Source organism: Hydrogenophaga sp. 70-12 (assembly GCF_001897365.1).
Lineage (GTDB): Bacteria > Pseudomonadota > Gammaproteobacteria > Burkholderiales > Burkholderiaceae_C > Hydrogenophaga > Hydrogenophaga borbori.
The window spans coordinates 1-25856 of sequence record NZ_MKSS01000175.1 but is presented as its reverse complement, the minus strand read 5'-3'; the positions used below and the strand labels follow the sequence as shown (position 1 = coordinate 25856).

28 protein-coding genes are annotated in these 25856 nt (G+C 71.2%); 15 read left to right on the top strand and 13 right to left on the bottom strand.

Annotated elements, in window-relative coordinates; translation table 11 throughout:
* From secD to BGO22_RS10695, 3 genes are all read left to right on the top strand, one after another.
* Positions 1-814, top strand: an 814-nt coding sequence (secD, locus tag BGO22_RS10705; RefSeq protein ID WP_286850800.1) for a protein translocase subunit SecD, incomplete at its 5' end; no start/stop codon positions are given.
* Between the two features lie 21 nt (positions 815-835).
* Positions 836-1786 (top strand): protein translocase subunit SecF, encoded by a 951-nt coding sequence (gene secF, locus BGO22_RS10700; RefSeq protein WP_286850797.1) that lies wholly within the window; start codon positions 836-838, stop codon positions 1784-1786.
* 95 nt (positions 1787-1881) lie between these two features.
* Positions 1882-4317 carry a DUF1631 family protein gene (locus BGO22_RS10695; RefSeq protein ID WP_286850795.1) on the top strand — a complete coding sequence of 812 codons (2436 nt, stop codon included), beginning with the start codon at positions 1882-1884 and terminating at the stop codon, positions 4315-4317.
* A 24-nt stretch (positions 4318-4341) separates the two neighbouring features.
* Here BGO22_RS10695 and dprA read toward each other — a convergent pair whose 3' ends face one another.
* Positions 4342-5448, bottom strand: coding sequence for a DNA-processing protein DprA (dprA, locus tag BGO22_RS10690; protein ID WP_070399788.1), 1107 nt, complete (start codon positions 5446-5448; stop codon positions 4342-4344).
* Between the two features lie 5 nt (positions 5449-5453).
* A complete protein-coding gene (locus BGO22_RS10685; protein WP_286850793.1) occupies positions 5454-6686 on the bottom strand; it encodes a LysM peptidoglycan-binding domain-containing protein in 1233 nt (410 codons plus the stop codon).
* Between the two features lie 273 nt (positions 6687-6959).
* Here BGO22_RS10685 and def point away from each other — a divergent pair, with 273 nt between their 5' ends.
* From def to BGO22_RS10660, 5 genes are read left to right on the top strand one after another with little or no spacing between them, the layout of a single operon-like run.
* A complete protein-coding gene (def, locus tag BGO22_RS10680) occupies positions 6960-7481 on the top strand; it encodes a peptide deformylase (RefSeq protein ID WP_070399790.1) in 522 nt (173 codons plus the stop codon).
* 7 nt (positions 7482-7488) lie between these two features.
* The gene (locus tag BGO22_RS10675) at positions 7489-7983 is read left to right on the top strand and encodes a hypothetical protein (protein WP_286850790.1); all 495 of its coding nucleotides are present in this window, start codon (positions 7489-7491) and stop codon (positions 7981-7983) included.
* Positions 7984-8019: 36 nt separating this feature from the next.
* Positions 8020-8979, top strand: a complete 960-nt coding sequence (gene fmt / locus BGO22_RS10670) for a methionyl-tRNA formyltransferase (protein WP_286850788.1) — start codon at positions 8020-8022, stop codon at positions 8977-8979.
* A complete protein-coding gene (locus BGO22_RS10665) occupies positions 8976-9719 on the top strand; it encodes an AzlC family ABC transporter permease (protein ID WP_286850786.1) in 744 nt (247 codons plus the stop codon). Before fmt ends, BGO22_RS10665 begins: the two co-directional genes overlap by 4 nt.
* Positions 9712-10047, top strand: a complete 336-nt coding sequence (locus tag BGO22_RS10660; protein ID WP_070399794.1) for an AzlD domain-containing protein — start codon at positions 9712-9714, stop codon at positions 10045-10047. Before BGO22_RS10665 ends, BGO22_RS10660 begins: the two co-directional genes overlap by 8 nt.
* Positions 10048-10072: 25 nt before the next feature.
* Here the strand turns inward: BGO22_RS10660 and BGO22_RS10655 are convergent, their stop codons facing one another.
* On the bottom strand, positions 10073-10804 hold the full coding sequence (locus BGO22_RS10655; protein ID WP_204743665.1) for a phosphatase PAP2 family protein: 732 nt from the start codon (positions 10802-10804) through the stop codon (positions 10073-10075).
* A gap of 114 nt (positions 10805-10918) precedes the next feature.
* On the opposite strand from BGO22_RS10655, the gene BGO22_RS10650 reads away from it, so the two are divergent.
* From BGO22_RS10650 to BGO22_RS10635, 4 genes are all read left to right on the top strand, one after another.
* On the top strand, positions 10919-11635 hold the full coding sequence (locus BGO22_RS10650; protein ID WP_175442858.1) for a response regulator: 717 nt from the start codon (positions 10919-10921) through the stop codon (positions 11633-11635).
* Positions 11632-12954 (top strand): sensor histidine kinase, encoded by a 1323-nt coding sequence (locus BGO22_RS10645; RefSeq protein ID WP_286850782.1) that lies wholly within the window; start codon positions 11632-11634, stop codon positions 12952-12954. Before BGO22_RS10650 ends, BGO22_RS10645 begins: the two co-directional genes overlap by 4 nt.
* Positions 12955-13020: 66 nt before the next feature.
* Positions 13021-14727, top strand: a complete 1707-nt coding sequence (locus BGO22_RS10640; protein ID WP_286850781.1) for a phosphoethanolamine transferase — start codon at positions 13021-13023, stop codon at positions 14725-14727.
* Between the two features lie 66 nt (positions 14728-14793).
* Positions 14794-15993, top strand: a complete 1200-nt coding sequence (locus BGO22_RS10635) for a phosphoglycerate kinase (RefSeq protein ID WP_286850780.1) — start codon at positions 14794-14796, stop codon at positions 15991-15993.
* 172 nt (positions 15994-16165) lie between these two features.
* On the opposite strand, the gene BGO22_RS10630 is transcribed toward BGO22_RS10635, so the two are convergent.
* From BGO22_RS10630 to BGO22_RS10615, 4 genes are read right to left on the bottom strand one after another with little or no spacing between them, the layout of a single operon-like run.
* Positions 16166-16558, bottom strand: a complete 393-nt coding sequence (locus BGO22_RS10630) for a YbaN family protein (protein ID WP_204743663.1) — start codon at positions 16556-16558, stop codon at positions 16166-16168.
* A 39-nt stretch (positions 16559-16597) separates the two neighbouring features.
* The gene (locus tag BGO22_RS10625) at positions 16598-17299 is read right to left on the bottom strand and encodes a fumarylacetoacetate hydrolase family protein (RefSeq protein WP_204743662.1); all 702 of its coding nucleotides are present in this window, start codon (positions 17297-17299) and stop codon (positions 16598-16600) included.
* Between the two features lie 14 nt (positions 17300-17313).
* On the bottom strand, positions 17314-18372 hold the full coding sequence (locus BGO22_RS10620) for a cupin domain-containing protein (protein ID WP_070399801.1): 1059 nt from the start codon (positions 18370-18372) through the stop codon (positions 17314-17316).
* 17 nt (positions 18373-18389) lie between these two features.
* Complete coding sequence (locus BGO22_RS10615; protein WP_286850776.1) at positions 18390-19592, bottom strand: 3-hydroxybenzoate 6-monooxygenase; 1203 nt, start codon at positions 19590-19592, stop codon at positions 18390-18392.
* Between the two features lie 107 nt (positions 19593-19699).
* Between BGO22_RS10615 and BGO22_RS10610 the strand changes: the two genes are divergently transcribed.
* A complete protein-coding gene (locus tag BGO22_RS10610) occupies positions 19700-20176 on the top strand; it encodes a MarR family winged helix-turn-helix transcriptional regulator (protein WP_070399803.1) in 477 nt (158 codons plus the stop codon).
* A gap of 21 nt (positions 20177-20197) precedes the next feature.
* Here the strand turns inward: BGO22_RS10610 and BGO22_RS10605 are convergent, their stop codons facing one another.
* Positions 20198-21085: an alpha/beta fold hydrolase gene (locus BGO22_RS10605; protein ID WP_286850774.1), complete on the bottom strand. Its 888-nt coding sequence runs from the start codon at positions 21083-21085 to the stop codon at positions 20198-20200.
* Positions 21086-21155: 70 nt separating this feature from the next.
* Complete coding sequence (locus tag BGO22_RS10600; RefSeq protein ID WP_286850772.1) at positions 21156-21758, bottom strand: TetR/AcrR family transcriptional regulator; 603 nt, start codon at positions 21756-21758, stop codon at positions 21156-21158.
* A gap of 116 nt (positions 21759-21874) precedes the next feature.
* Here BGO22_RS10600 and BGO22_RS10595 point away from each other — a divergent pair, with 116 nt between their 5' ends.
* The gene (locus BGO22_RS10595) at positions 21875-22366 is read left to right on the top strand and encodes a pyridoxamine 5'-phosphate oxidase family protein (RefSeq protein WP_239478206.1); all 492 of its coding nucleotides are present in this window, start codon (positions 21875-21877) and stop codon (positions 22364-22366) included.
* 7 nt (positions 22367-22373) lie between these two features.
* Positions 22374-23744 carry a GAF domain-containing protein gene (locus BGO22_RS10590; RefSeq protein ID WP_070399807.1) on the top strand — a complete coding sequence of 457 codons (1371 nt, stop codon included), beginning with the start codon at positions 22374-22376 and terminating at the stop codon, positions 23742-23744.
* Positions 23745-23752: 8 nt separating this feature from the next.
* Here BGO22_RS10590 and BGO22_RS10585 read toward each other — a convergent pair whose 3' ends face one another.
* The 4 genes from BGO22_RS10585 to BGO22_RS10570 form a co-directional block, all read right to left on the bottom strand.
* The gene (locus tag BGO22_RS10585; RefSeq protein ID WP_286850770.1) at positions 23753-24496 is read right to left on the bottom strand and encodes a hemerythrin domain-containing protein; all 744 of its coding nucleotides are present in this window, start codon (positions 24494-24496) and stop codon (positions 23753-23755) included.
* 175 nt (positions 24497-24671) lie between these two features.
* A complete protein-coding gene (gene arfB / locus BGO22_RS10580) occupies positions 24672-25082 on the bottom strand; it encodes an alternative ribosome rescue aminoacyl-tRNA hydrolase ArfB (protein WP_070399809.1) in 411 nt (136 codons plus the stop codon).
* Positions 25083-25117: 35 nt separating this feature from the next.
* Positions 25118-25648: a cytochrome b/b6 domain-containing protein gene (locus tag BGO22_RS10575; RefSeq protein WP_070399810.1), complete on the bottom strand. Its 531-nt coding sequence runs from the start codon at positions 25646-25648 to the stop codon at positions 25118-25120.
* The coding region (locus BGO22_RS10570) for a PepSY domain-containing protein (RefSeq protein WP_502686453.1) at positions 25645-25856 on the bottom strand (212 nt) is incomplete at its 5' end. The genes BGO22_RS10570 and BGO22_RS10575, both read right to left, overlap by 4 nt.

Genomic DNA, 25856 nt, shown 5'->3' with positions numbered 1-25856 from the left:
CAAGGGCTCGCGCATCTTCCGCGACGTCACGCGCGACAACGTGGGCAAGCGCATGGCCATCATCCTGTTCGAGAAGGGCAAGGGCGAGGTCGTGACGGCGCCCGTGATCCGCACCGAGATCGGCGGCGGGCGCGTGCAGATTTCCGGCGCCATGACCACCATGGAGGCCAGCGACACCGCGCTGCTGCTGCGCGCCGGCTCGCTGGCCGCGCCGATGGAGATCATCGAGGAGCGCACCATCGGTCCCAGCCTGGGCGCCGAGAACATCTCCAAGGGCTTCCACAGCGTGACCTGGGGCTTCGTGGTGGTGGCGGCTTTCATGTGCGTCTACTACATGATGTTCGGCGTGTTCTCCGCCATCGCGCTGGGCTTCAACGTGCTGCTGCTGGTGGCCGTGCTGTCCATGCTGCAGGCCACGCTCACCCTGCCCGGCATGGCGGCCATGGCGCTGGCGCTGGGCATGGCCATCGACGCCAACGTGCTCATCAACGAGCGGGTGCGCGAGGAGCTGCGCCGTGGGGCCACGCCGCAGGCGGCCATCAACGCGGGCTACGACCGCGCCTGGGCGACGATCTTCGACTCCAACGTCACCTCGCTGATCGCGGGCCTGGCGCTGCTGCTGTTCGGCTCGGGTCCGGTGCGCGGCTTCGCCGTGGTGCACTGCCTGGGCATCCTCACCAGCATGTTCTCCGCCGTGTTCTTCTCGCGCGGCCTGGTGAACTTTTGGTACGGCCGCCAGAAGAAGCTCAAGTCCATCTCCGTCGGCACGGTGTGGCGCCCCGAGGGCGACGCCACCCCCGCCAAGGCCGACTGACCCCCGCACCCGGAGCCCACGATGGAGTTCTTCCGCATCCGCCGCGACATCCCGTTCATGCGGCACGCGATCGTGCTGAACGCGATCTCGTTCATCACTTTCCTGCTGGCCGTGTTCTTCCTCGTGACGCGCGGCCTGCACCTGTCGGTGGAATTCACCGGCGGCACCGTGGTCGAGGTGGCCTACGAGCAGCCGGCCGACCTCACCGCCGTGCGGCGCGTGGTCGAGGACCTGGGCTACCTCGAGGTGCCCGTGCAGAACTTCGGCAGTTCGCGCGACGTGCTGCTGCGCCTGCCCGCCGTGCAGGGACAAAGCTCCGGCCAGCAGGCCGAGGCCCTGTTCGCCGCGCTCAAGGCCCAGAACCCGGCCGTCACGCTCAGCCGCACCGAGTTTGTCGGGCCGCAGGTGGGCGAGGAGCTGCTGCACAACGGCCTGATCGCCCTGGCCCTGGTGATCGGGGGCATCATCATCTACTTGGCCGTCCGCTTCGAATGGAAGTACGCGGTCTCGGCCATCATCGCCAACCTGCACGACGTGGTCATCATCCTGGGCTTCTTCGCCTTCTTCCAGTGGGAGTTCTCGCTGGCCGTGCTCGCGGCCACGCTGGCGGTGCTGGGCTACTCGGTCAACGAATCGGTGGTCATCTTCGACCGCATCCGCGAGACCTTCCGGCGCCAGCGCAAGATGACGCCCCAACAGGTGGTGGACCACGCCATCACGTCTACCATCAGCCGCACCATCATCACGCACGGCTCGACCCAGATCATGGTGCTGTCCATGCTGCTCTTCGGCGGCCCCACGCTGTTCTACTTCGCCCTGGCGCTGACCATCGGCATCCTGTTCGGCATCTATTCCTCGGTGTTCGTCGCGGCGGCCATGGCCTTGTGGCTGGGCATCAAGCGCGAAGACCTGGTCAAGCCCACCAAGAGCGAAGGCGATCCGGACGACCCGAACGCCGGCGCCGTGGTGTAGTCCGTGGCGTAGTTGCCATACCAAGCCCGCCCAACGGCGGCGTCCAGGGGTTTCGCGGGCATGGAACGCAGGGTCTTCGTGTCATACTGAAAAACATGGTGTCGCCTTCCCAACCGACGGGGTTTGCCCTTGCCCAGCAGGCGCGTGAGCGCCATGTGCTGCACGTGGGGCGGTCCCTGCCGGACCTGGCCAAGGCCATCGAACAGCGCCTCACCGTCCTGCTCGACCAGCCGGGCACCTCGAGCGACGTGCAGATCCGCCGCGACACCTGGGCGGCCTTCAAGAAGCGCCAGACCATCTGGGTCGAGGACTGCCGCAACGCGCTGCGCAAGCACCTGGCCGCCCGCGCCGGCCTCACCGAACCCGCCAGCCTCTCGGGCCAGCTCGAACTGGTGACCGAAGGCGCCATCGACGATCAGATCCTGGCCTCGCGCATGGCCATGCGCGTGCTCGACAAGACCTCGTCCGAACTCAATGACCTGCGCCTGCGGGTGCAGCACCTGGAGCGGCGCACCGAGCTCTCCAAGAGCGACATCCTGCTGCCCGACGTGCTGGCGCGGCTGCTGGTCGAGCAATGGAAATCCGCCGGGCTTGAGCGCGAGGGCCTGGGTCTGGTCCAGGACCACATCGCGCCCATGCTGGGCGCCATCCTGCTCGATGGGTACAAGGCCGCCAATGGCCACCTCGTGGCCAACGGCGTGATGGAAAAGATCGACCTGCAGGCGCTGGTGCGCCGCAGCCCGTCCGGCACCACGGCGCCCGCGCCGCCCACCACCCGGCCGGGCGCGCCTGGCGGGCCCACCACGGGCGGTGGGCTGCACACCCCGTTCCGGCGGGTGCAGGAGCCGGGCCGCCCGGGCGGCCCCGGCGCGGGGCCCGCCAGCCAGGCGGGCGGTGCCAGCGGCCTGTCCGGCCATGGCCAGGTCCACACAGGGGGCCGATCCGCCCCGCACAGTGGCTACCCCGGCTCCTCCGGCATGGGCGTGAACGACGAAACGCGCATGCTCACCGGCACCTCGCCCCTGGCGCGCGCGCGCATGCGGGCCCAGGGCGTGGTGGGCCGTCTGCGGCGCATGCTGATCGACCGTGTGGGCCCCGAATTCGAGGCAACCGAGATCCTGCCGCCCTCGCCCGCGCTGCAGCAGGTCATGGCGCGCCAGGTGTCCTTTCCCAGCACCGGTTCCGGGCTGGGCGGGGTGGCGCCCACCGGCGGCGGTGCGGTGTACGTGGATGCGGGCACGGTCGAGCGCACGGCGGTGGCGCTGCGCGAACGCACCCAGGAGCTCAAGCAGGCCGCGTCCACGCCCACCGAGAAGGCCACCATCGAGGTGGTGGCGCTCATGTTCCAGGCCATCCTGGCCGAAGAGCGCATCCCGCCGAGCGTGCGCGTGTGGTTCGCCCGCCTGCAGATCCCCGTGCTGCGCGTGGCCCTGGCCGAACCCGAGTTCTTCAGCGCCCTGCAGCATCCCGCGCGCCGGCTGATCGACCGCATGGGCTCCTGTGTGATGGGGTTCGAATCCAACGTCGGCTCGGTCGCGCTGGAGGCCGAGATCAAGCGCGTGGTGCAGGTGATCGAGCAGTACCCGGAGACCGGGCGCCGCGTGTTCCAGCTCGTCTACGACGAGTTCCAGAAGTTCCTGTCCACTTACCTGAGCGAGCAGAGCAGCGCCAGCCGCTTCGTCAGCGTGGCCCAGCAGGTCGAGCAGAAGGAAACGCTGTCGGTGCAATACACCATCGAGCTGCGCAAGCTGCTCGATGATGTGCCGGTGCGCGCCGAGGTGCGCGACTTCCTCTTCAAGGTCTGGGTCGACGTGCTGGCCGTGGCCAGCGTCAAGCACGGCGTCAAGCACCCGGACACGCAGGCGCTCAAGCAGGCCGCGTCCGACCTGCTGTGGGCGGCCAGCGCCAAGCCCAGCCGCGACGACCGCGCGCGCGTCATCCAGCAGCTGCCGGGCATCCTGCAGCGGCTGCGCCAGGGCATGGCCCTGCTCGGTTTCCCGCAAGGCCTGCAGGACCAGCACATCAAGTCGGTGAGCGACACGCTGGCCGACGCCTTCATGTCGCGCACCGAGTCGATCGCGCAAAGCCAGCTCGACGCCCTGTCCAAGCGCCTGGCCAACCTCGAGGACTACCTGCCCGAGGGCGGCGTGGGCGATTTCGACCTCAACGCCGACAGCATCGAGCTCATCACCGGCGTGGACGCGAGCAACATCGAGGTCATCAACCAGGGCGGCAGCCAGCCCAACGAGGCCATGCGCGCCTGGGCGGTGGAGCTGCAGATCGGCGCCTGGTTCGGCCTGGACCACAACGGCAAGCTGGTCAGCGTGCAGCTCGCCTGGCGCAGCCAGCATGGCCAGCTCTACCTGTTCGTGAGCAACGCGGGGCGCTGCTTCCTCATGCCCGCCTCGCGCGTGGCGGCCTACCTGCAGGCGGGCCTGCTGGTGCCGAGCGAGGACGAAACGCTCACCGTGCGCGCCACGCGCGAGGCGCTGGCCAAGCTCGACGCCAACCCCGAGCGCCTGCTGGCCTGAGGCCCGCGCCCATGGGGCGCCGGTTCAGCCTTGCGCGACGCGCTGCAGCAGGCCGCCCGGCAGGCGCGCCACCAGACCCTGCAACTCCAGTTCGAGCAGCCGCGCCTGCAGGGCGCTGGTCGGCAGGCCGGTGCGCGCGAGCAGGTCGTCCAGGCCCACGGGGTCGTGGCCCAGGGCGCTGAGCAGGCCGTCGTCCGCTCCGCCGACGGGCAGGGGCGAGGCTTCCTCGGCCGCGCGGGGGGCCGGATCCGCCAGCCGCAGTTCTTCCAGCACGTCCTGCGCCGACTCCACCAGCTTGGCGCCCTGGCGGATCAGCGCATGGCAGCCGCGCGACTGTGGCGCATGGATGGAACCGGGGATGGCGAACACCTCCCGCCCCTGCTCGCTCGCCAGCCGCGCGGTGATCAGCGAGCCCGACTGCAGCGCGGCTTCGACCACCAGCGTGCCCATCGACAGGCCCGCGATCACGCGGTTGCGCTGCGGGAAGTGGTGTGCCAGCGGCGGCGTGCCCAGGGGGTACTCGCTGATCAGGGCGCCTTGGGCGACGATGCGGTGGGCCAGGTCGCGGTGGCGGCTGGGGTACACGCGGTCGAGGCCGGTGCCCACCACCGCCAGCGTGAAGCCGCCCGCGCGCAGCGCGCCCTCGTGCGCGGCGCCGTCGATGCCCAGGGCCAGCCCCGACACGATGGTCAGGCCGGCGGCCGCCAGCGACTGCGCGAAGGCCTGCGCGTTTTGCGCGCCCTGCGGCGTGGGGTTGCGGCTGCCGACGATGGCCAGCCGTTGCGCGTGCGACAGCGCGTCCAGGCGCCCGTGCACGAACAGCACCAGCGGTGGGTCGGCCGTGTCCAGCAGCGAGGCGGGGTAGCGCGGGTCGGCCAGGGTGATCGCGTGGCGCTCGCCGCCCTGTGCCAGCCAGCGCTCGTGGGCCAGAACGGTGTCTTCGAAGCCTTCGGGGGGCTGCGCCATGGCCTGGGCCAGGGCCGGCTCCACGACGCGGCCCCAGGTGTCGGGTGCCTGGGCCCAGATGGTTTCGGGCAAACCGAAGGCCGCCAGCAACTGGCGGGCGGTGGTGCGGCCCAGGCCGGGTGTCAGGAGCAGCCGCAGCCAGGCGGCCAGCTCATCACGCGGCATGGGGTTCAGGGGTTGAGGAAGCGGTCGCCCACCTGCACGCCGTCGTCAATCTCGAGCACGATGGCATAGGACACGCGGTCGAAGGTGCGGAACACCATCATGAGGCCGTTGCGCTCGCCGGGCAGGCGGATGTTGGGGCGCGCGGAATCGGTGGTGTCCTTGACGAGGTTGCTCTCGCGCAGGAGGGCCAGCACGTGGCCGGGTTCCAGGCCGTTCTGCTTGCCGCGGTTGATGGTCACCACCATGTTCTGGGCCGCGTAGTTCACGGCATTGCCGTACACGGAGACCACGTGGCCGGATTGCGGGCCCTGCGGCGCGCGCGGCACGAAATTGAGGAACTCGCGCGGAGGCTCGGGCAGCAGGCGGTCGCCCACGCGCATTTCCTCCTTTGCGGCGACGATGTCGATGCCGGCCGGCACGATTTCCTCGACCTTGTCGCCCTTGGCGTCCACGCCTTCGCGGCGGCGTTCGTTGGAGACCACGTTGGCCTTGCCCACGTACTGCGCCTCGTAGCCCAGGATTTCGTTGGTGATGGGGTCGCGCAGCGGCGTGGCGTTGCGGAACACGCGGTAGCCGATGGAGCGGCCATCGACCACGGCCAGGGGGGCGGCGTTGGGCTGCTCACCGGAGATGGCGCGCGCGTAGGCGCGGTCGCCACGGCTGAGCAGCACGCGGTTTTCCTGCGTGGCCACGATGCGTGGCGCGCGGTTGATCGCGTTCTCGTCGACGATCAGTGGCTCGGTCAGGAAGGATTCGATGGTCTGCAGCGAGATCGGCGGGATCGCCGTGTCGGCCAGCGACTCATAGCGGGTGCGCGGCGAGACCTTGATGGTGCCGGGCTCGCCGCTGCCGCCCGGGCGCGTGCTGAGCGTGGCGCGGCCGTTGGCCTTGATGAGGTACAGCGTCTGCCCCGGGTAGATGCGGTGCGGGTTCTTGATGTCGTCGAGGTTCATGCCCCACAGCTCGGGCCAGCGCCACTGGCTGCGCAGGAAGACACCGGAGATGGCCCAGAGCGTGTCGCCGCTCTTCACGGTGTAGCTGTCGGGGGCGTTGGGCGCCAGTTCGGACAGTGGCACGCCGGCCTGGGCGACCTGGTTGGCGGTGGCGCGCTGGCCAGGGGTGATGGGGTAGCGCTGCTCGGCCGGAATGGGGCCGCTTTGCGCGAGGGCCGCCTGTGCGGCGCAGGCCAGGCCGACGGCGCTGGCGATGGTGGAGATCAGGCGGGTGTTCGATCGCATGTTCGGAGGCCCCTGGGCGGCTGCCGTCGGCCGGTGCGATGACGCCGCGGGAGCCGGCGTCTCAACCACCGCCTGGGGCGCGCGAGTCTTGACAAAACGCGTTTGATTCTGCGCGCAAGCCTTTGATTGCGCAATGTTTATGGCGGCGTGCAATTTCGCGTCGTCGCAAAAGTGGCGAAAATAGCGACACCGGTTTCCGCTCGTCAGCGTGCCACCGCCTGCTGTCGTTCCCGAACCCAACGGAGACCTCTTGAGACCCCGATCCGATCAGTCATGAGCGCCCCCGACACCCTGCCCATCCTGCGCTACCCCGACCCGCGCCTGCACACCGTCGCCCAGCCCGTCGCGGCGGTGGACGAGCGCATCCGCGCGCTCATTCCCCGCATGCTCGCCACCATGTACGAGGCCAACGGCATCGGCCTGGCCGCGACGCAGGTCGACATCCACGAGCGGCTCATCGTCATCGACGTGAGCGAATCGCGCGACCAGCCGCTGGTGCTCATCAACCCGGTGATCGAATGGGCCAGCCCCGAGACGCGCAAGGGCGAAGAGGGCTGCCTGTCGGTGCCCGGCATCTACGACGGCGTGGAGCGCTCCACGGCCGTGCGCGTGCGCGCGCTCGACGGCGAAGGCGCGCAGCGTACGATCGAGGCCGAAGGCCTGCTCGCGGTCTGCATCCAGCATGAAATGGACCATCTCGTGGGCAAGGTTTTTGTCGAGTACCTGTCGCCGCTCAAGCGCAACAGGATCAAATCCAAGCTTGTGAAAGCCCAGCGCGAAGCCCTGCGCGAGTGAGTCCGCCATGAAGCCTGTTGCCGTATTGCGTGGTATCGCCTTGCTGGCCCTGGTGTGGCTGGCGGGTTGTGCGGGCATGCCCGAGCGTTTGCCGTCCGGCGCGTCGCGCGAGCAGGTGATCGAGCGCCTGGGTCCGCCGAGCGCCGAGTACGCCCTGGCCGACGGCTCGCGCCTGCTGTACTCGCGCCAGCCGCTGGGCCGCCAGGTCTACAACGTCGACTTCGGTCCCGACGGCCGCCTGCGCCGCGTGGTGCAGGTGCTGGACACGAACTGGATGCTGCAGCACATCGCGATCGACCGCTGGACGCGCGACGACGTGCTGCGCCACCTCGGCCGGCCGGCGCTGGTCGAGCGCGTCGCGCGCTTCGACGGCGACATCTGGACCTACCGCTACCTCGAGAACAACAACGAACGCCTTGCGCATGTGCACATCGACCGCGCGGGCGTGGTGCGCAAGCTCCTCTTCCTGGACGAGTTCACCCCGCCGTCCGACCGTTCCTGATCCCGCGCCGGCGCCCGCCGGCCGGTCCCTGTCCTGATGAAACTCATCTTCGCCGGCACGCCGGTCTTCGCGCGTGTCGCGCTCGAACGCCTGCTGGGCGCGGGCTTTCACGTTCCCCTCGTGCTGACGCAGCCCGATCGACCCGCCGGACGGGGCATGAAGCTGCAGGCCTCGCCGGTGAAGGCGCTCGCGCTGGAGCACAGCATCGCCGTCGCCCAGCCGCGTGGCCTTCGGCTCGACGGCAAGTACGCCGATGACGCCGCGGCCGCGCGCGCCGCGATCGAGGCCGCCGGGGCCGACGCCATGGTGGTGGCGGCCTACGGGCTGATCCTGCCGCGCTGGGTGCTGGACGCGCCGCGCCTGGGTTGCCTGAACATCCACGCCTCGCTGCTGCCGCGCTGGCGCGGCGCGGCGCCCATCCACCGCGCCATCGAGGCCGGCGACGCCGAGACCGGCGTGACCATCATGCAGATGGACGAGGGCCTGGACACCGGCGGCATGCTGCTGCGCGAGCGCCTTCCCATCCGCGGCGACGACACCACCGACAGCCTGCACGACCGCCTGGCTGTGCTCGGCGGACGGCTCATCGTCGAGGCGCTGGAGCTCGCCGCCTGCGGTGGCCTGCGCGCCGAGCCGCAGCCCGCGCGGGGCGTGACCTACGCGCACAAGATCGAGAAGGCCGAGGCCGTCATCGACTGGGCCCAGCCGGCGGCGCTGATCGCGCGCCGCGTGCGCGCCTTCGACCCCTTCCCCGGCGCGCACACCACGCACGCCGGCGAGGCCATCAAGGTCTGGGCCGCCGAGCCCGTGGCCGGCGCGGGCCGCGCGGGCGAGGTGCTGGCCGTCGGGCCCGAAGGCATCACCGTGGCCTGTGGCGAGGGCGCGCTGCGCCTGACGGTGCTGCAGCGCGCGGGCGGCAAGCGCCTGCCCGCGGCCGACTTCCTGCGCGGCTTCGCGCTCGCGCGCGGCGAGTCGCTGGGGGGCGGCGGCGAATGATCCTCTTCCTCAAGCGCGAGCACCGCGCGCGCCCCGAGTACTTCGAGGGCATCCGCGATCAGTTCTCGGTGGCCATGGGCATCGGCGCCTGGGGCCTCATGACCGGTGTGGCCATGGTGCAGTCCGGCCTGTCGCCGCTGGAGGCGGTGCTGATGACGCTGATCGTCTACGCCGGCAGCGCACAGCTCGCGGCCATTCCCATGATGGCCGCGGGCGCGCCGCTGTGGGTGATCCTGGTGGCGGCCTTCTGCGTCAACCTGCGCTTCGTGGTGTTCTCGGCCCACCTGCGGCCCTACCTCATGCACCTGCCGCGCTGGGAGCGCCTGGCCAGCGGCTACGTCACGGGGGACCTGAGCTACGTCTTCTTCGCGCGCCGCTACCCGCACCCCAGCGACGACCCCGAGCAGCGCGCCGCGCAGCAGGCCTACCTGATGGGCAACTGCGCCGTGAACTACGCCGCCTGGATGGGCACCAGCCTGCTGGGCGTGGCGCTGGCCAACGCCATTCCCCTGGCCTGGGGCCTGGGCTTCGCGGGCATCCTGGCGCTGCTGGGCGTGATGTGCTCGCTCGCCACCTCGCGCCTGCGCGTGGTCTCGGCGGGCGTGGCGGGCGCGGCCGCGGTGGTGGCCTGGGCGCTGCCGCTCAAGCTCAACATCCTGGTGGCCATTGCCTGCGCGGTGGCGCTGTGCCTGCTGCTTGAGCACCTGCGGCCCGCGCGCGAAGGGGCCAGCCGTGTTTGACCTCGATCCCTGGACGCTGCTGACCATCCTGGCCCTGGGCGCGGTCACCGTCATCGCGCGCGGCTTCTTCTTCCTGTCCGACAAGCCCTGGACGCTGCCGCGCTGGGCCCAGCGCGGCCTGCAGTACGCGCCCATCGCCGCGCTGTCGGCCGTGGTCGTGCCCGAGGTGGTGATGAGCCACGGCGCGCTGGTGAACACCTGGCAGGACGCGCGCCTCTACGCCGCCTTGGCGGGCGCGGCCTGGTTCTTCTGGCGCGGCGGCGTGCTGGGCACCATCGTGGCCGGCATGGTGGTGTACCTGCCGCTGCGCATCGGCCTGGGCTGGTAGCGCCGCGCGCGGCGCCTCGGCGGTGCTATTCGCTGCGGCGCGCGCGCGCCGCGGCCGTGCCGGGGTGGGACCGCACGAACTGCCAGCCCGTGAGCGAGACGCTGGCGCAGATCAGCAATGTCCACATCGTGTGGCTGGGAAAGTGCGCACCGCGCAGCGTCTGCACCACGCCCGAGAGCAGGCCCACGCCCAGCGCGGCGGCCAGCCAGCGCAGGCCGACCACGCGCCGCCGCTGCACCCCTTCGGGCGGCAGCAGCCAGGGCAGGCACAGGGCGAGAAACGCGAAGCCGCTGGACGCGTGGCCACCAGGAAAGCAGCGGCCGGTGCCGCCGTCGGCCTGGCCCCAGGCCCAGTGCGACACCCATCGGGCGTTGCGGCCGAAGGCCTCCAGCTCCCAGGGGCAGCTGGTCAGGCTGTTGTACTTGACCAGGTTGACCGCGAGCAGCGACAGCACGGCCAGCGCCAGCACGGCGATCCGCTCGCGCCGCGGCAGGTGGGCGCGCGGCCACAGGGCCCAGCCGCACAGCAGCACGAAGGCCGCGACCATGGTCTTGTGCAGGCCGTCGTGCAGCACCCGCTCCAGCAGCCAGTCGTGGCGCAGCGCGAAGCCCTGGGGGCTGCCCACGGCGCGCATCACGGCCATGTCCAGGCCGGACAGGTCCCACAACAGGGTGAAGGCGAGAAACCCGCCCAGCCACAAGAAGGGGCGGGGCGGGGCGCGGTCGAGGGGGGGCGCTGGCGGGGGGGTGGCGGGCATGGCGCGGCACTGTTGGGTGCCACCGTTAACCCCAGCTTAAATTGCTTAATTTGCCGCTAAGGTGGCTGCCCATAATCGATGGCCTCGATTCCCAGAACCTCAGGACGGTCCGATATGCGCGCACTCGTGGTGGAAGACGACCCCGGCATCGCGAGCGGCTTGGAGCTGGCCCTGCGCCGCGCGGGTTACGCGGTGGACCTGTGCGCCACGCGCGACGCCGCCTGGCACGCGCTGTCGGTCGAGCCCTTCGACGTGCTGCTGCTCGACCTGGGGCTGCCCGATGGCGAAGGCATGGACCTGCTGGTGCGCCTGCGCCAGCAGCCGGCGCCGGTGGCCGGCCGCCAGGCGCTGCCGCACAAGGACATGCCGGTGCTCATCATGACCGCGCGCGATGGCGTGAGCGACCGCGTCGTCGGCCTGGACGGCGGCGCCGACGACTACCTGGTCAAACCCTTTGACGCCAACGAACTGCTCGCGCGCCTGCGCGCCATGCTGCGGCGCGCCGGCGGACGCAGCAACCCGCTCATCGAGCACGGCGAACTGGTGATCGACCCGGCCGCCCATACGGTGCTGCGCGCGGGCCAGCCGGTGGCGCTGGGGGGCAAGGAGTTCGCGCTGCTGCTCACGCTCATGCAGGCGCGCCCGCAGGTGCTGTCCAAGACGCGGCTGGTGTCGGCGCTCTATGGCTTCGGCGAGGAGCTGGAGAGCAACGCCATCGAGGTGCACATCCACCACCTGCGCCGCAAGCTCGGCGAATCGCTGATCCGCACGGTGCGCGGCGTGGGCTACTTCATCCCGCGCGACGACGCGGCGGCGGACGGGCCGCGATGAAGGCGCCGCGCCTGCTGCGGCACTACCTGCTGCGTTGGACCCTGGGCATGCTGCTGATCCTCTGGCTGGCGGTGGTGGCGCAGGCCTGGACCACCGCCTTTCGCGAGGCGCGCAAGTTCTCCGACGGCCAGATGGTGGCTGTGGCCCGGCTGTGGCTGGTGGCGTCGCCGATCGGCGAGTCGCGCCCCCTGCCGCAGGCCGGCGCCGACCTCGAGCACGAGTTCCTCCAGGACGTGGCCGTGCTGGCCTGGGATGGCGGCCGCCTGGTCAGCGACACGCACGGGCTGGCGGACAAGCTGGACCTGGCCGCGTTGCCCGCAGTCGGCTTCTTCTCTGTCGAGCTGAACGCACCGAACCTGCCGACCGCCTGGCGGGCGTTCTCTGTGCAGACCGGCGACGGCGCCGAGCAGCGCCGCGTGCTGGTGCTGATCGACCGGCGCCAGCGCTTCGAGCTGGGCACCGACATCGCCATGCACGTGGCCGAGCCTGCCTTGCTGGTGCTGCCCGTGGTGCTGCTGCTGCTGGGCTGGGGCGTGCGCCGCGGCCTGCGCCCGCTCGACAGCCTGTCGCGCGAGGTGGCCGCGCTCGACGGCTTCGCTGGCGAGCGCCTGAGCACGGAACGCCGCTTCCGCGAATTCGCGAGCACCGTCACCGCCATCAACGCCCTGGTGGACAGCCTGCAGGCGCGCGCCCAGCGCGAGCGCGAGTTCGCCTCCGACGTGGCGCATGAGTTGCGCACGCCGCTGGCCGCGCTGACGCTGCAGGCCCGCGCGGCGCAGCACGACCCCTCGCCGCAGCGGCTGGAGCAGCTGGAGCAGGAGTCGCTGCGCGCCGGGCGCATCCTGCAACAGCTGCTGGACCTGGCGCGCGCCCAGCGCAACCAGGGCGCCGAGGATGGCGTGCCGGTGGCCCTGGGCGAGCTGGCGGCCCGGCTCGTCGCTTCGCATGCGCCGGCGGCGCTGGAGAGCTGGCAGGAAATCTCGCTGCAGCAGCCCGACGAACCCGTGGTGGTGATCGTCCAGCCCATGCTGCTGGAGCTGGCCCTGCGCAACCTGATCGAAAACGCGCTGCGCCACACGCCCCCGGGCACCCAGGTGCTGGTGGAGGTGTGGCGCGACGCCGACTCGGTCGGGGTCTCGGTCAGCGACGACGGCCGCCGCCCGACCGCCGCCCGGGTGCGGCCGGCCGAATCGGGTGGCCTGGGGCTGGGTTTGCGCCTGGTCCAGCGCATCGCCGAGCAGCTGGGCGCCCGCCTCGACACCGACGGGGCCCAGGCCCCCATGACCACGCGTTTCGCCCTGCGCTGGCCGCGCGCCTAAGGTTCAGCTAATCCGGGGCGCTCACGCTCTCGGGGGCCGCGACAAGCGGCTTCCCGAGAGCTGTTCATGCCCACCCCGTTTCCCTTCCCTTTCGCGCGCGCCCTTCGTTTCTCAACCGCCGCGGCGCGCGTGCGGGTGCCGCGCGCCGCGGCCATGGTGTGGGGCCTGGCGCTGTGGCTGGCCCTGGTGGGCAACCTGCCGTTGTGGCAGCGCATCGACGGCCTGGGGGGCTCGCTGGGGTACCGCGTGGTGCTCATCGCGGGCCTCGGGGCGCTGCTGACCTGCGCCATCGCCGCGCTGCTGTGGCTGTTCGCCTGGCCGCGGGTGTTCCGGCCGGTGGCGAGCGTGCTGCTGGTCGTGGCCGGCGCCAACTCCTATTTCATGTGGCGCTACGGCGTGGTGATGGACCCGACCATGCTGGCCAACACGCTGCACACCGACGTGCGAGAGGTGCGCGACCTGATGTCGTGGTCGCTGCTGGGGGCGCTGCTGCTGGTGGCGGGCCTGCCGCTGTGGGCGCTGTGGCGCCAGCCACGCTTTCTGCACGGTGGCTGGCGCCGCGTCGGGCACAACGCCGCGGGCTTGCTGGCCGCCTTCGCGCTGCTGGTGGTCACCGCGCTGATGAGCTACCAGGGCCTGGCCTCGCTCATGCGCAACCACAAAGACCTGCGCTACATGGCCAACCCGCTGAACAGCGTCTATGCCGCCACGTGGGTGGCGGCGGAGCGCCTGCCGCGCCAGGCGAAGCCCCTGCTGCCGGTGGGCGAGGACGCCCGCCTGGGCGCCAGCTACGACCACCAGGCGCGGCCGCCCCTGCTGCTGCTGGTGATCGGCGAGACGGCGCGCGCGCAGAACTTCGGCCTCAATGGCTACGCACGCGACACCACGCCCGCGCTGGCGCGCTGGCGCGCGGGCGGCGACCTGGTCAATTTCAGTCAGGTGCGCTCCTGTGGCACCAATACCCTGGTCTCGGTGCCCTGCCTGTTCTCGCCGCTGTCGCGCACCCAGGGCGGCAACCAGCCGGCCGACCGTGAGAACCTGCTCGACGTGCTGCAGCGCGCCGGCCTGGCCGTGCTCTGGATCGACAACCAGGCGGGCTGCAAGGGCGTGTGCAACCGCGTGCCCCACGTCTACACCAACGACCAGCCGGTGCCCGCCCTGTGCCCGGGCGGCGAATGCCTGGACGCGGCCATGCTTGACGGCCTGGACGCGCGCCTGGAGGCCCTGGACCCGGCGCGTCGCGCCCGGGGCGTGGTGCTGGTGATGCACCAGATGGGCAGCCACGGACCCGCCTACGCCGCCCGCTCGCCCGACGGCGCCAAGCCTTTCCTGCCCGAGTGCCGCAGCAACGCGCTGCCCGAATGCTCGCAGCAGGAACTGGTCAATGCCTACGACAACTCCATCGCCTACACCGACCGCTTCCTCGACCAGGCCCTTCAGTGGCTGAGCGCGCGCGCCGCGCAGGGCCGCAACGACACCGGCCTGGTCTACGTCTCCGACCACGGCGAGTCGCTCGGCGAGAACGGCCTGTACCTGCACGGCGTTCCCTACGCGCTGGCGCCCGATCAGCAGACCCATGTGCCCATGGTGGCCTGGTTCTCGTCCGGCCTGCGCCAGCGCGCGGGCCTGTCCCTGGAATGCTTGCGAGCGCGCTCGGCCGAGCCGCTGTCGCACGACAACGTTTTCCACACGGTGCTGGGCCTGATGGACGTGCGCACCCGCGCGCGCGAGCCCGCGCTGGACGCGCTGGCGCCCTGCTCGAGCGGGGGCTGAGCGCCGGCGGGCGCGCGCGCTTTCCTACAATCCCGGGGTTTGTCCACAGAACCCGGGATTGCCGCCATGACCGCCTTCATCCGCTTCGCTGACCTTTGCGCGCAGGGCCGCGCCAAGGGCCAGCGCGTCTTCATCCGCGCCGACCTCAACGTCCCCCAGGACGAACAGGGCCGCATCACCGAAGACACGCGCATCCGCGCCAGCGTGCCCGCCATCCGCCTGGCGCTGGACGCCGGCGCGGCGGTGATGGTCACCTCGCACCTGGGCCGCCCGACCGAGGGCCAGTTCAAGCCCGAGGACTCGCTGCAGCCCGTGGCCACGCGCCTGGCCGAGCTGCTGGGCCAGCCGGTGCGCCTGATCACCGACTGGGTGAATGGCGACTTCGCCGTCTCGCCCGGCGAGGTGGTGCTGCTGGAGAACTGCCGGCTGAACGTGGGCGAGAAGAAGAACAGCCCCGAACTGGCCAAGAAGCTGGGCGCCCTGTGCGACATCTTCGTGCACGACGCCTTCGGCACCGCGCACCGCGCCGAGGGCACCACCTACGGCATCGCCGAGACCGCGCCCGTGGCCTGCGCGGGCCCGCTGCTGGCGGCCGAGATGGACGCCATTGCCAAGGCCCTGGCGCAGCCGAAGCGCCCGCTGGTGGCCATCGTGGCGGGCAGCAAGGTCAGCACCAAGCTCACCATCCTGCAGAGCCTGGCGAGCAAGGTCGACCAGCTCATCGTCGGTGGCGGCATCGCCAACACCTTCATGCTGGCCGCGGGCCTGAAGATCGGCAAGAGCCTGGCCGAGCCCGACCTGGTGGGCGATGCCAAGGCCGTCATCGAGGCCATGAAGGCGCGCGGCGCCGAGGTGCCCATCCCCACGGACGTGGTGGTGGCCAAGCGCTTCGCCGCCGACGCCGAGGCGACGGTGAAAAAGGCCTCCGACGTGGCCGACGACGACCTGATCCTGGACATCGGTCCCGAGACCGCCGCGAAACTGGCGGCCCAGCTCAAGCAGGCCGGCACCATCGTGTGGAACGGCCCGGTGGGCGTGTTCGAATTCGCGGCCTTCGAAGGCGGCACCAAGGCCATCGCCCGCGCTATCGCCGACAGCGCGGGCTTCTCCATCGCGGGCGGCGGCGACACGCTCGCGGCCATCGCCAAGTACGGCATCGAGAAGGACGTGGGCTACATCTCCACCGGCGGCGGCGCCTTCCTGGAGGTGCTGGAAGGCAAGACCCTGCCGGCGTTCGAGGTGCTCGAACGCCGCGCGCAGGCCTAAGGCACAGACGATCCGCCGCCGGGCCGCCCCCAGGCGGCTCAGCCCCCTCGGGGCTGAGCCCGACGGCTCCGAGCCTGCCTGCGCAGGCTCGGACGGGCGAAGAGGCGCTGACTCTGGCAGCGCCGCGGCCTGCAAGGCCTCACGACCCGCGCAGCGGCGGAACGCGGGGGCATCATGTTTTGCGCGTGGGAATGCGCGCGACCACCCACACGCCGATCGCGGCGGCCACCAGCACCACGCCCAGCAGCACGGGTCGCTCGCGCAGGCCCCAGGCCGACAGCGACACCATCAGCAGCATGGTGACCTGCGCGAAGCGCTTGGTGCGCCGGCTCAGGCTGCGGTGCTCTTCCCAGTCGCGCACCATGGGGCCGAAGAAGCGGTGCCCGCGCAGCCAGCCGTGCAGGCGCGGCGAGGCCTTGGCGTAGCAGGCCGCCGCGAGCAGGACGAACGGGGTGGTGGGCAGGCCTGGCAGCGCCACGCCCAGGATGCCCAGGCCCAGCGACACCGTGCCGGCCAGCCAGAGCAGCCAGCGCAGCGCGCGCGGGGTTTCGTCGGGAGAGGGCATGCGCCGGCATGATAGCCAGCGCCCCGCGCGCCGTGGGGCTCAGGCCGCCGCGCCGATCGTGAGCGACACGCCGCCCACGCCCTCGACCCGGCCCTCGAGCCGGTCGCCCGGCACCACCGCGCCCACGCCCTCGGGCGTGCCCGTGTAGATCAGATCGCCGGCCTGCAGGTGGTAGAAGCGCGAGAGGTCTTCGATGATCTCGCGCACGTTCCAGATCAGCTTGTCCACGTCCGACTTCTGCTTCGTCGCGCCGTTCACCGTGAGCTCGACGGCGCCGCGCTCGATCACGGTGAACGGCAGGGGCACGATCTCGCTGCACACCGAGCCCTGCTCGATGTCCTTGCCCAGGTCCCAGGGGCGGCCCTTGTCGCGCGCCACCAGCTGCAGGTCGCGCCGTGTCATGTCCAGGCCGGCGGCGTAGCCGTAGATCAGCTCGTGTGCGTCGGCCGCGGCCACGCGAAAGCCCGCGCGGCCGATGGCCACCACCAGCTCCATCTCGAAGTGGTAGTTGCTGGTTTCGCTCGGGTAGGGCACGGTGCTGCCCGAGGGCGTGAGCGTGGAGAGCGACTTGGTGAAATAGAAGGGCCGCTCGACCGACTTGTCCACGGGCTTGCCCATTTCCACCGCGTGCGCGTGGTAGTTGCGGCCGACGAAGAACAGTCGGTTGACAGGGAACAGCTCGCTCTTGCCCTGGATGGGCAGGGCGGCGACGGCGGGCGGGTTGAAGAGGTACTGGGGCATGGTGGGTCCGGGGGTCAGGGCATCTGCGGTTGGTTGTCGGGGCGCACCTCGTAGACGCCGAGCTTGCGGTGCAGCGGCGACTCGTCGGCGACGAAGAGGAAGGCGGGCTCGCTGGCCGAGGCATTGACCAGCGTGGTGGGCGTGTAGCCCGGGATGCAGCAGGTGTCGGCCTCCTTCAGGTCGAAGTCGTGCCCCTGCACGCTCACGCGCGCGCGCCCTTCGATGGCGTGGTACACGCAGGCCGGCGAGCGCGCGGGCAGCGCGAGCGTCTGGCCGGGGCGCAGCATCAGCGCGTGGAAGCCGAGCACGTTTTCGGCGTCCTCGCCGGTCTCGGGGTTGGTGTAGGTGACCTGAACGTGCTGCAGGTCGGCCCGGTCCTCGGCGATGGACAGCAGCGCGGCCTTGGCGTCGGCCCAGGGGTAGCGCAGCATGGGGTAGCGCTGGCCGGCGCGGCCGAACACGGGCGTGGGCACCACGCCGGCGCGCGAATAGGCGCGGTCGCCGCGGCCGGGTTTCACCGCCTGCCGGCCGCCGTTGAGGTGGTAGCTCACCTCCAGGTAGTACATGAGCGGCAGGTCCAGCACGTCGAGCCAGACCACGGGCTGGTCGCCATCGTGGCCGTGCTCGTGCCAGCGGCCGGTGGGCGTGAGGATCAGGTCGCCGCGGCTCATGGGGCACTTCTCGCCGTCCACCGTGGTCCAGGCGCCCTCGCCTTCCACCACCATGCGCACCGCGTTGGGCGTGTGGCGGTGGCTGGGCGCCCACTCGCCGGGCAGCAGCAGCTGCATGCCCAGGTAGAGCGCGGCGCTGGCCTGCATCTTCTCCAGCGTGTGGCCGGGGTTGGCCAGCACCAGCACGCGGCGCTCGGCCTTCTCGATCGGCGTGAGCTCGCCGGCCTTCAGCAGCAGGGGCTTGATGTCGGCGTAGGCCCAGTGCGTGGGCTTCGTCTGGCGCGTGGGAATCTGCGGCGGCAGCACGCCGCGCAGGCTGGGCCACAGCGGCACCAGGTTGCGCTCCCGCAGGGCGGCCACGTAGTCGGCGGGCAGGTCTTCGAGGCGTCCGAGGTCGTTCATCGAGGTCTCCGTTGGGTTCAGTGCGCGGCCAGGCAGTGGTCCACCCGCCAGCCGTAGAGCCATTCCACGGCATCGTAGAAGCGTTCGGGCGAGCGGCCGCGCCACAGGTCGTTGCGCACCAGGCGCTCCACGCCCTTGGCGTGGTAGATGCGGCCCATCTCGCGCGAGCTGAGCACGATGCGCGCGGTGCGCGCGATGCGCGAGCGCTGGTACAGGTCCAGGGCCTTCTCGAAGTCGCCCAGGTGCACGCGCAGGGCCTCGCCCAGGGTCACGGCGTCCTCGATCGCCATGCAGGCGCCCTGCGCCATGTACTGCGTGGTGGGGTGGGCCGCGTCGCCCAGCAGCGTCACGCGACCAAAGCTCCAGCGCCCGATCGGGTCGCGGTCGGCCGTGGCCCATCGCTTCCAGCTCTTGGGCAGTTCAATGAGCTTTCGCGCCTTCGGGCAGATGCCCTGGAAGTAGCTCAGCACCTCTTCCTTGCTGCCGTCCTTCACGCCCCACTCTTCCGTCTCGCGGCTGTGGAAGGTGACGACCACGTTGTACTGCTCGCCGCCGCGCAGCGGGTAGTGCACCAGGTGGCAGTTGGGGCCGGCCCACAGGCTGGCGGCGTTCCAGCGCAGGTCCTCGGGGAAGTCGGCCTTGTCGACCACGGCGCGGTAGACCACGTGGCCGGTGACGCGCGCCGGGTCGCCCACGAACTGTTCGCGCACCACGGACTTCACGCCGTCGGCGCCGATCAGCGCCAGGCCGCGGTGCGCCTGGCCGTGCTGGTCGTGGGCCGTCACGCCGTCGGCGTCCTGCTCGATGCGCTCGATGCGCGTGGCGGTGTGGAAGCTCACGCGGTCGCTGGCCTGCACACCCTCCAGCAGCGAGCCGTGCGCGTCGGCGCGGTGGATCACGGCGTAGGGGTTGCCGAAGCGCTGGCGGAAGGCCTCGCCGGTGGGCACCCGTCCGATGGTGTACTCGTCGATGGCGTCAGTCATCACCATCTCGTCGATGTAGACCGCGCGCGAGCGCGCCGCCTCGCCCACGCCCAGGGCGTCGAAGGCCCAGAAGGCGTTGGGGCCGAGCTGCATGCCGGCGCCGATCTCGCCGATCTGCGGCGCCTGCTCGAACACCTGGACGCGAAAACCCTGGCGCACCAGCGCCAGCGCCGCGGCCAGGCCGCCGATGCCGCCACCGGCCACGAGGACGGGGAGGTTCTTGTCTTGTGTCGCCATGCCTGTCTCCTTCACAAGATTTGCATACTGATGATCAGTACACTCATCATAAGTGCCCTGATAGCATGCTGTCCACTTCCTCCCGTCGTCCTGTCCCGCCGCCCTTCATGAAACGTTCCGAGCCGTCCAACGTCAGCATCGACGACCAGCCGGGCCACTACATCCGGCGGCTGCACCAGATTTCGGTGGGCATCTTCCTGCAGGAACTGTCCGAGCTGGGCGTCACGCCGGTGCAGTACGCGGCGCTGCAAACCGTGGCCAATCAGCCGGGCATCGATCAGCGCACCCTGGCGCGCACCATCGCGCTGGACGCGTCCACCACCGGGGGGGTGGTCGACCGGCTGGAGCAGCGTGGCGCGCTGGAGCGGCGCACCGCGCCCACCGACCGGCGCGCGCGCCAGCTCTGGCTCACGGCCGCGGGCGAGAAGCTGCTGGCCGAGGCGGTGCCGGCCATGCTGCAGGCGCAGCAGCAGATCCTGGCGCCGCTGACCGAGCGCCAGCGCGCCGAGTTCATGCGCCTCATGCGCATCGTGGTGGATGAGAACAACGCGCTGAGCCGCGCGCCGAGCGAAGCGGCGAAGTGAAGGGGGCGCGCCGGCGCGCGCTCAGTCCCGCAGGTGCGCCACCACCGCCCGCACCACGGCCTCGTCGCGCAGCAGGCGCGTGTGGCCCAGGCCGCGGGTCTCCATCAGTTGGGCGCCGGGGATCGCGTCGCGGAAGGCCTCGGCGTCGGCGAAGCGGTTGATGCGGTCCTCGCGGTCGTGGACGATCAGTGTGGGCTGGGCCACGCGCGGTCCCACGGCGGCGGGCTCGAACTGGCGCATCAGGATGCCCTCGCGCGCTTCCACGCGCTGCTGCAGGCGCGCGCGGGTGTCCTCGCTCAGGCCGAACACGGCAGCGAACAGCCGCGTGTAGGCGTGCGGCGAGGCCGGCGGCGCCAGCAGCGCCAGGCGCGGCACGGCCAGGCCGCGCGCCGCCGCGTAGGCCAGCGCGTTGGCCGCCAGCGAATGCGCCACCACCGCGCGCACCTCATGGCCCTGCTGCTGCTGTCGCGCGATGAGGTAGTCGATGGCGCGCGCGAACTGCGGCAGGTTGCTGGTGCTGCCCTCGCTGCGCCCGTGCGCCGGCAGGTCCACCAGCAGGGGCCGCAGGCCCTGAGCGCTCAAGGCCTGCGCCAGCGGCAGCATCTGCGCGGCGTAGCCGCCCCAGCCGTGCAGCAGGACCACCACGGGGCCGTGCGGGCCGGGTGGCGGTTGGTAGAGGGTGAGGCTGGCGTCCTCGAAAGGCAGGCGCGTGATCCGCCAGCGGGCCAGGTCCGGCTGGCGTCGGTGCAGCCACTTGGACGGCAGGGGCGTGCCGAACACGCGGTAGGCGCCGCGCACGGCGAGCGCCGGCCACACGCGCTCGGACAGGGTGAGCGCCCAGCGCAGCCAGCGTGTGCCGGGGTTGGCCTGGTAGTAGGCCGAGGCGGTTTGCAACGAGGTGCTGTTCATCACGGATCTCCTAAAATCGCACGATCGTGCGAAATATGGTCGAACAAAAGAAGCGGCCCAGCACCGCTTCTCAGCTTTCGTAGGTCTTGAGCAGCCGCGCCCAGGTGGCCTGGGCGCGCTCGGCGGCGCGGGGATCGCGCAGGAAGCGCACGTCGTGGACCAGCCCGATCGCCAGGCTGCAGATTTCGCCCACCAACTGCTCCGGGTCGGTGTCGGCCTTCAGGTGGCCGGCCTCGATGGCCTGCAGCACGGTGCGGCGCAGGGCGGCGCGCCAGCGCGTCACCTCGCCCAGCAACAGCTCGCGCAGCTCGCCCTCGCGGTCGTCGAGTTCGAAGGCGCCGGAGGTGTAGAGGCAGCCCGTGTGCGCCTCCACGTCGCGCAGGCGGATCAGCCAGCGCCGCACGATCTCGCCCAGGCGCGGCAGTCCCTTGGGCGACTGCATGGCCGGCACGAAGACGTCGGCCAGGAAACGGCGGCCGAACTCCTCGATGACGGCTTTCTGCAGCGCCTCGCGCGAACCCACGCGCGAGAACACGCCGCTCTTGGACAGGCCGATGCGGTCGGCCACCGCCTGCAGGCTGATGGCCTCCAGGCCCTCGGCCGAGGCGAGGTCGAGCGCGGCGCCAACGATGGCGGCGCGCGTCAGTTCGCTTTTTTGTGTCCGGGCGTCCATGGCGGCGAAATTTAGCACGTTCGTGCGAAACTCGGAACACCGCCCGCTGGCGGTGGCCCGGCTTGGTCGATGAAAGGTCGCTGGCTATGATCCGCGCGTTCCGCGCCGCTGGCCCCATGAACCCACCCCTGCCCCCACTCAAGCCCGAGTTCCTGGCCATGCTGGTCAAGGGGGTGTCGCTCATGCTCAGCAGCTGCGACCTCGATCTGACGCCCAGCGTGATGCGGGCCGTGGGCAGTCGCATCGACGACGGCGGGCGCCGCATCACCGCCTATCTGGGGCGTGCCCAGTCGCGCCAGCTGTTGGCCAATATCGCGGCCAGCGGGCGGCTCGCGGCGGTGTTCAGCCAGCCCAGCACCCACCTGACGGTGCAGTTCAAGAGCCGGCGCGTCCGCTTGCGCGAGCCGCAGGCCGACGACCAGCCTTACCTCGAGCGCTACCGGCAGTCGCTGGAGCAGGAGCTCTCGGTGCTCGGCTTCGCGCCGCTCTATGTGCAGGCCTTGCTGGCGCATGCGCCAGACGATCTGGTGGCCGTCGAATTCGAGCCCGACGAAGCCTATGACCAGACACCCGGCTCCCGGGCGGGCAGCCCGCTGATGGCCGCTTGAGTCCTCCATGAACGCCACAGCCGCCATCGGTCCCGAGCAGCTCGCCACCATGGCCGAACTCAGGCCCTGTCTGGAAGGCGCGATCCCCGCCGTGATGGCCACCGTGGCGGCCGATGGCACGCCCAACGTGGCGTACCTGTCCCAGGTGCACCATGTGGACGAGCACCACGTGGCGCTGTCCTTCCAGTTCTTCAATCGCACCCGGCAGAACCTGCTGGCGCATCCGCGCTCCACGGTGCTGGTGACCAACCCGCTGAATTTCCACTTCTACCGCCTGCACCTGAAGTACCTGCGCACGGAAGACGAGGGGCCGGTGTTCGAGCGCATGAAAGCGCAGTTGGCGGGCATCGCCTCGCACGAGCGCCTGGAAGACGTGTTTCGCCTGCGCGGCGCCGACATCCACCAGGTGCTGGCCATCGAGCGCGTGCCGGTGGGCAAGGCCCCGCCCTTGCCCGCGCCGCTGAGGCGGCCCGAGCCCCTGGCGGTGCTGCGCCGCCTCAGCGGGCGTTTGTCCCGTGCGCGCACGCTCGATGCGCTGCTGGATGCCGCCCTCGATGGACTGCAGCAGGAGCTGGGCCTGTCGCAGGCCATGGTGCTGATCGCCGACACCGCCTCGGGGCGGCTCTACACCGTGGGCAGCCGGGGGTACCCGACCTCGGGCGTGGGCTCGGAAATCGCGGTGGGCCACGGGGTCATTGGCGTGGCCGCGCGCGAAGGCACGCCGGTGCGCATCAATCACATGACGAGCGCCGCGCGCTACAACCAGGCCCTGGCCGACAGCCTGGGCCGGCGCGAAGCGGGCGCCGAGATTCCTTACCCCGGCTTGGCCCGGCCGGGCAGCCAGCTCGCCGTGCCGCTGCTGTCCGCCGGCCGGGTCCTGGGGGTGCTGTTCGTGGAAAGCGAGCACGAGATGCACCTGAACCACGAAGACGAGGACCTGCTGGTCGCGCTCGCGGGCCAATTGGCGGCGGGCATCGACCTGATGCACGAGTCCGAGGAGCCTTGCGGCGACGACGGCGCGGCGGCCGCCAGCGCGGCGGTGGCCGCCAGCGCGGCCCCCTTGCTGCGCGTGCGCCGCTACCGGCGCGACGACAGCATCTTCGTCAACAACGCCTACCTCATCAAAGGCGTGGCCGGCGCCATCCTGTGGAAGCTGCTGAACGACCACCTCGGCGGCCGCAGCGAGTTCACCAACCGCGAGTTGCGCCTGGACACCACGCTGGGCCTGCCGGACGTGAGCGACAACCTGGAGGCGCGCCTGCTGCTGCTGCACCGCCGCCTGGGCGAGCAGTGCCCGGCGCTGCGGCTGCAGAAGACCGGGCGCGGCAGCTTCCGCTTCGACGCCCTCGCGCCGGTGGAGCTGGCCGAGAGCCCCTAGCGCGCGGCTCAGGCGCTCACCAGCCCGGGCACGGGCGGCAGGTTCATGCCACGCGCCAGCTTGGCCCAGTCGCGCGGGCTCAGGTGGGCGCGCGCCAGGTCCAGCACGGCGGCCACCGCCGGCGCGGGCGCCTTGGCCTGCATGTCGTTCACCATCAGGCAGCGCTCGATGGCGTTCGACGCGGGCAGCATCCAGCGCGCGACGGTCATCATCTCCTGCGGCGGGATGCTGGACACCAGCTCGTCGTGCAGGGCCAGCAGCTCGAAGTCGTTGTAGGTGGCCCAGAGTGCGCCGTTATGCGCCGTTTCCTCGGCGTGCATGTGCCGCAGGTTGTCGGCCACGAACAGGGCCAGCGCCAGGTACAGCGCGTGCATCGCGCCGGCGCGCTCGTCGGCCGGCACGGCGGCCAGGGCGCGCGCGGCCCCGCGCAGCTGGGCGGTGTGGCGCAGGTGGTCCTCGTGCTCCTCGGCGACGGCATCGCACACGCCGGGGCAGCGGGCCCGCAGCGCGGGGTGGATGAACCGGTTCTCGTGGTCCAGGTGGCGCTCGAACATCTCCATCAGTTCGATGGTGCGGTCAGCGGCGTCGTGCACCTCGGCCTCGTTGGTGGGGTCGGCGCGGCCGAGGGCGAGCAGGGTGTCGGCCATCATGGCGCGCAGCGCCTTGTGGATGCCGGCGTACAGGTTGAAGCGGCCTTCGCCCGCGCGGGCGGCGGCGGCGATGGCGGCGATTTCGATCGAATGGGAATGCATGGTGGGAGGTCCTTGGGCACCGGTGACGCCCGGCGCTCGGCGGTGGCGGCGGCGCCCCATGCGCCGCTCGTCCATGCCCGGAAGTCTCGTGAAAGCCCCCCGGTCGCGCCGCTAAATTGCGCTTAAGCGCTTCCTAAAAGGACCTTAAGCCTCCCCCGGGTGGGGGATGGAACGCTCAGTCCAGCCCGCGCGGGCGGCCGCGTGCCTGCTTGGTGGCCGATCGTTGCGCCTTGCCCTCCAGGCGCCGCTCGCGCGAGGCGCGCGTGGGCCGCGTGGCGCGGCGCGCCTTGGGTGGCACGGCCACCGCGTCCACCATGGCCTGCAGTCGCGCCAGGGCCTCGGCCTTGTTCTGCTCCAGACTGCGGCTGCCCTGGGCCTTGATGACGATCACGCCATCCTGCGTCAGGCGGGTGTCGCTGAGCGCCAGCAGGCGCGCCTTCACCGCCTCGGGCAGCGAGGAGGCGCGCACCACGAAGCGCAGGTGCACGGCGTTGCTGACCTTGTTGACGTTCTGGCCGCCCGCGCCCTGGGCGCGGATGGCGGTGAAGGCCACCTCGTCGGGGGCGATGGTCGGGCGCTCGGGCATGGCGGCAGTCTAGGCCCTGGGCCGCCGCGACCGGTTCAGTAGCGCTCTTTCACGCCGGTGACCATGGCCTTGACCAGGCGGGTGCGCTCCAGGCGGCCCATCACGATGGCCGCCGCGGCGTGCAGGCCGGCCAGCCCGATGAGGCCGTCGGCCAGGCTCTCGTGCGCCTCGCGCAGGGCCTCGTTGCCCCAGAAGCGGTCGGTGCCCTGCAGCCAGCCCGTGAGGCCCAGCAGCAGCACCAGCAGCATGAGCGCCAGCATCATCAGCGCGCCCAGGGGGTTGTGGCCGGGGACGTGCATTTCATCGCCCCGGAACCAGGCGCGCAGGTGGTGGCGCAGGCGCGTGGGCGTGGGCCAGAAGTCGCTGAAGCGCGCGTAGCGCGGGCCGATGAAGCCCCAGACCACGCGCAGCAGCACCAGGGCCGCGGCCGCGTAGCCCAGCCAGCGGTGCGGCCGCTCGCCTTCTTCCAGCACCCATTGGTTCAGCACCACGGTGCTCACCAGGGACCAGTGGAAGACGCGCACGAACGGGTCCCAGACCCGCTCGGCGCTCGGCGGCGTGTTCATTGGGACTTGACCGGTTTGCCCGACACCGGGTCGAAGTAAATCTCGACCTTCTTGCCGGCCTTGTCGTGGCCGTAGATTTCGTAGCAATTGCCCTTGGTGACCTTGAAGGTCTTGATCTGGTAGCCCTGGGCTTGCAGGTCCTTCTTGAAGTCGGCCTCCGGCTTCCAGCCCTCTTTGCTGGGCGCGCAGGTGGGGCTTGCCAGGGCGT

Bases quoted from the DNA above. Each gene is read 5' to 3' on its own strand.
- BGO22_RS10630 (WP_204743663.1), bottom strand. From the start codon at position 16,558: ATGCCCTCTCCCGACGAAACCCCGCGCGCGCTGCGCTGGCTGCTCTGG.
- BGO22_RS10650 (WP_175442858.1), top strand. From the start codon at position 10,919: ATGCGCGCACTCGTGGTGGAAGACGACCCCGGCATCGCGAGCGGCTTG.
- BGO22_RS10645 (WP_286850782.1), top strand. From the start codon at position 11,632: ATGAAGGCGCCGCGCCTGCTGCGGCACTACCTGCTGCGTTGGACCCTG.
- BGO22_RS10615 (WP_286850776.1), bottom strand. From the start codon at position 19,592: ATGGCGACACAAGACAAGAACCTCCCCGTCCTCGTGGCCGGTGGCGGC.
- BGO22_RS10625 (WP_204743662.1), bottom strand. From the start codon at position 17,299: ATGCCCCAGTACCTCTTCAACCCGCCCGCCGTCGCCGCCCTGCCCATC.
- BGO22_RS10575 (WP_070399810.1), bottom strand. From the start codon at position 25,648: ATGAACACGCCGCCGAGCGCCGAGCGGGTCTGGGACCCGTTCGTGCGC.
- BGO22_RS10600 (WP_286850772.1), bottom strand. From the start codon at position 21,758: ATGGACGCCCGGACACAAAAAAGCGAACTGACGCGCGCCGCCATCGTT.
- BGO22_RS10610 (WP_070399803.1), top strand. From the start codon at position 19,700: ATGAAACGTTCCGAGCCGTCCAACGTCAGCATCGACGACCAGCCGGGC.
- BGO22_RS10595 (WP_239478206.1), top strand. From the start codon at position 21,875: ATGAACCCACCCCTGCCCCCACTCAAGCCCGAGTTCCTGGCCATGCTG.
- BGO22_RS10635 (WP_286850780.1), top strand. From the start codon at position 14,794: ATGACCGCCTTCATCCGCTTCGCTGACCTTTGCGCGCAGGGCCGCGCC.
- BGO22_RS10655 (WP_204743665.1), bottom strand. From the start codon at position 10,804: ATGCCCGCCACCCCCCCGCCAGCGCCCCCCCTCGACCGCGCCCCGCCC.
- dprA (WP_070399788.1), bottom strand. From the start codon at position 5,448: ATGCCGCGTGATGAGCTGGCCGCCTGGCTGCGGCTGCTCCTGACACCC.
- arfB (WP_070399809.1), bottom strand. From the start codon at position 25,082: ATGCCCGAGCGCCCGACCATCGCCCCCGACGAGGTGGCCTTCACCGCC.
- BGO22_RS10605 (WP_286850774.1), bottom strand. From the start codon at position 21,085: ATGAACAGCACCTCGTTGCAAACCGCCTCGGCCTACTACCAGGCCAAC.
- BGO22_RS10665 (WP_286850786.1), top strand. From the start codon at position 8,976: ATGATCCTCTTCCTCAAGCGCGAGCACCGCGCGCGCCCCGAGTACTTC.
- BGO22_RS10685 (WP_286850793.1), bottom strand. From the start codon at position 6,686: ATGCGATCGAACACCCGCCTGATCTCCACCATCGCCAGCGCCGTCGGC.
- BGO22_RS10675 (WP_286850790.1), top strand. From the start codon at position 7,489: ATGAAGCCTGTTGCCGTATTGCGTGGTATCGCCTTGCTGGCCCTGGTG.
- BGO22_RS10620 (WP_070399801.1), bottom strand. From the start codon at position 18,372: ATGAACGACCTCGGACGCCTCGAAGACCTGCCCGCCGACTACGTGGCC.
- def (WP_070399790.1), top strand. From the start codon at position 6,960: ATGAGCGCCCCCGACACCCTGCCCATCCTGCGCTACCCCGACCCGCGC.
- BGO22_RS10590 (WP_070399807.1), top strand. From the start codon at position 22,374: ATGAACGCCACAGCCGCCATCGGTCCCGAGCAGCTCGCCACCATGGCC.
- BGO22_RS10695 (WP_286850795.1), top strand. From the start codon at position 1,882: ATGGTGTCGCCTTCCCAACCGACGGGGTTTGCCCTTGCCCAGCAGGCG.
- BGO22_RS10640 (WP_286850781.1), top strand. From the start codon at position 13,021: ATGCCCACCCCGTTTCCCTTCCCTTTCGCGCGCGCCCTTCGTTTCTCA.
- secF (WP_286850797.1), top strand. From the start codon at position 836: ATGGAGTTCTTCCGCATCCGCCGCGACATCCCGTTCATGCGGCACGCG.
- BGO22_RS10585 (WP_286850770.1), bottom strand. From the start codon at position 24,496: ATGCATTCCCATTCGATCGAAATCGCCGCCATCGCCGCCGCCGCCCGC.
- fmt (WP_286850788.1), top strand. From the start codon at position 8,020: ATGAAACTCATCTTCGCCGGCACGCCGGTCTTCGCGCGTGTCGCGCTC.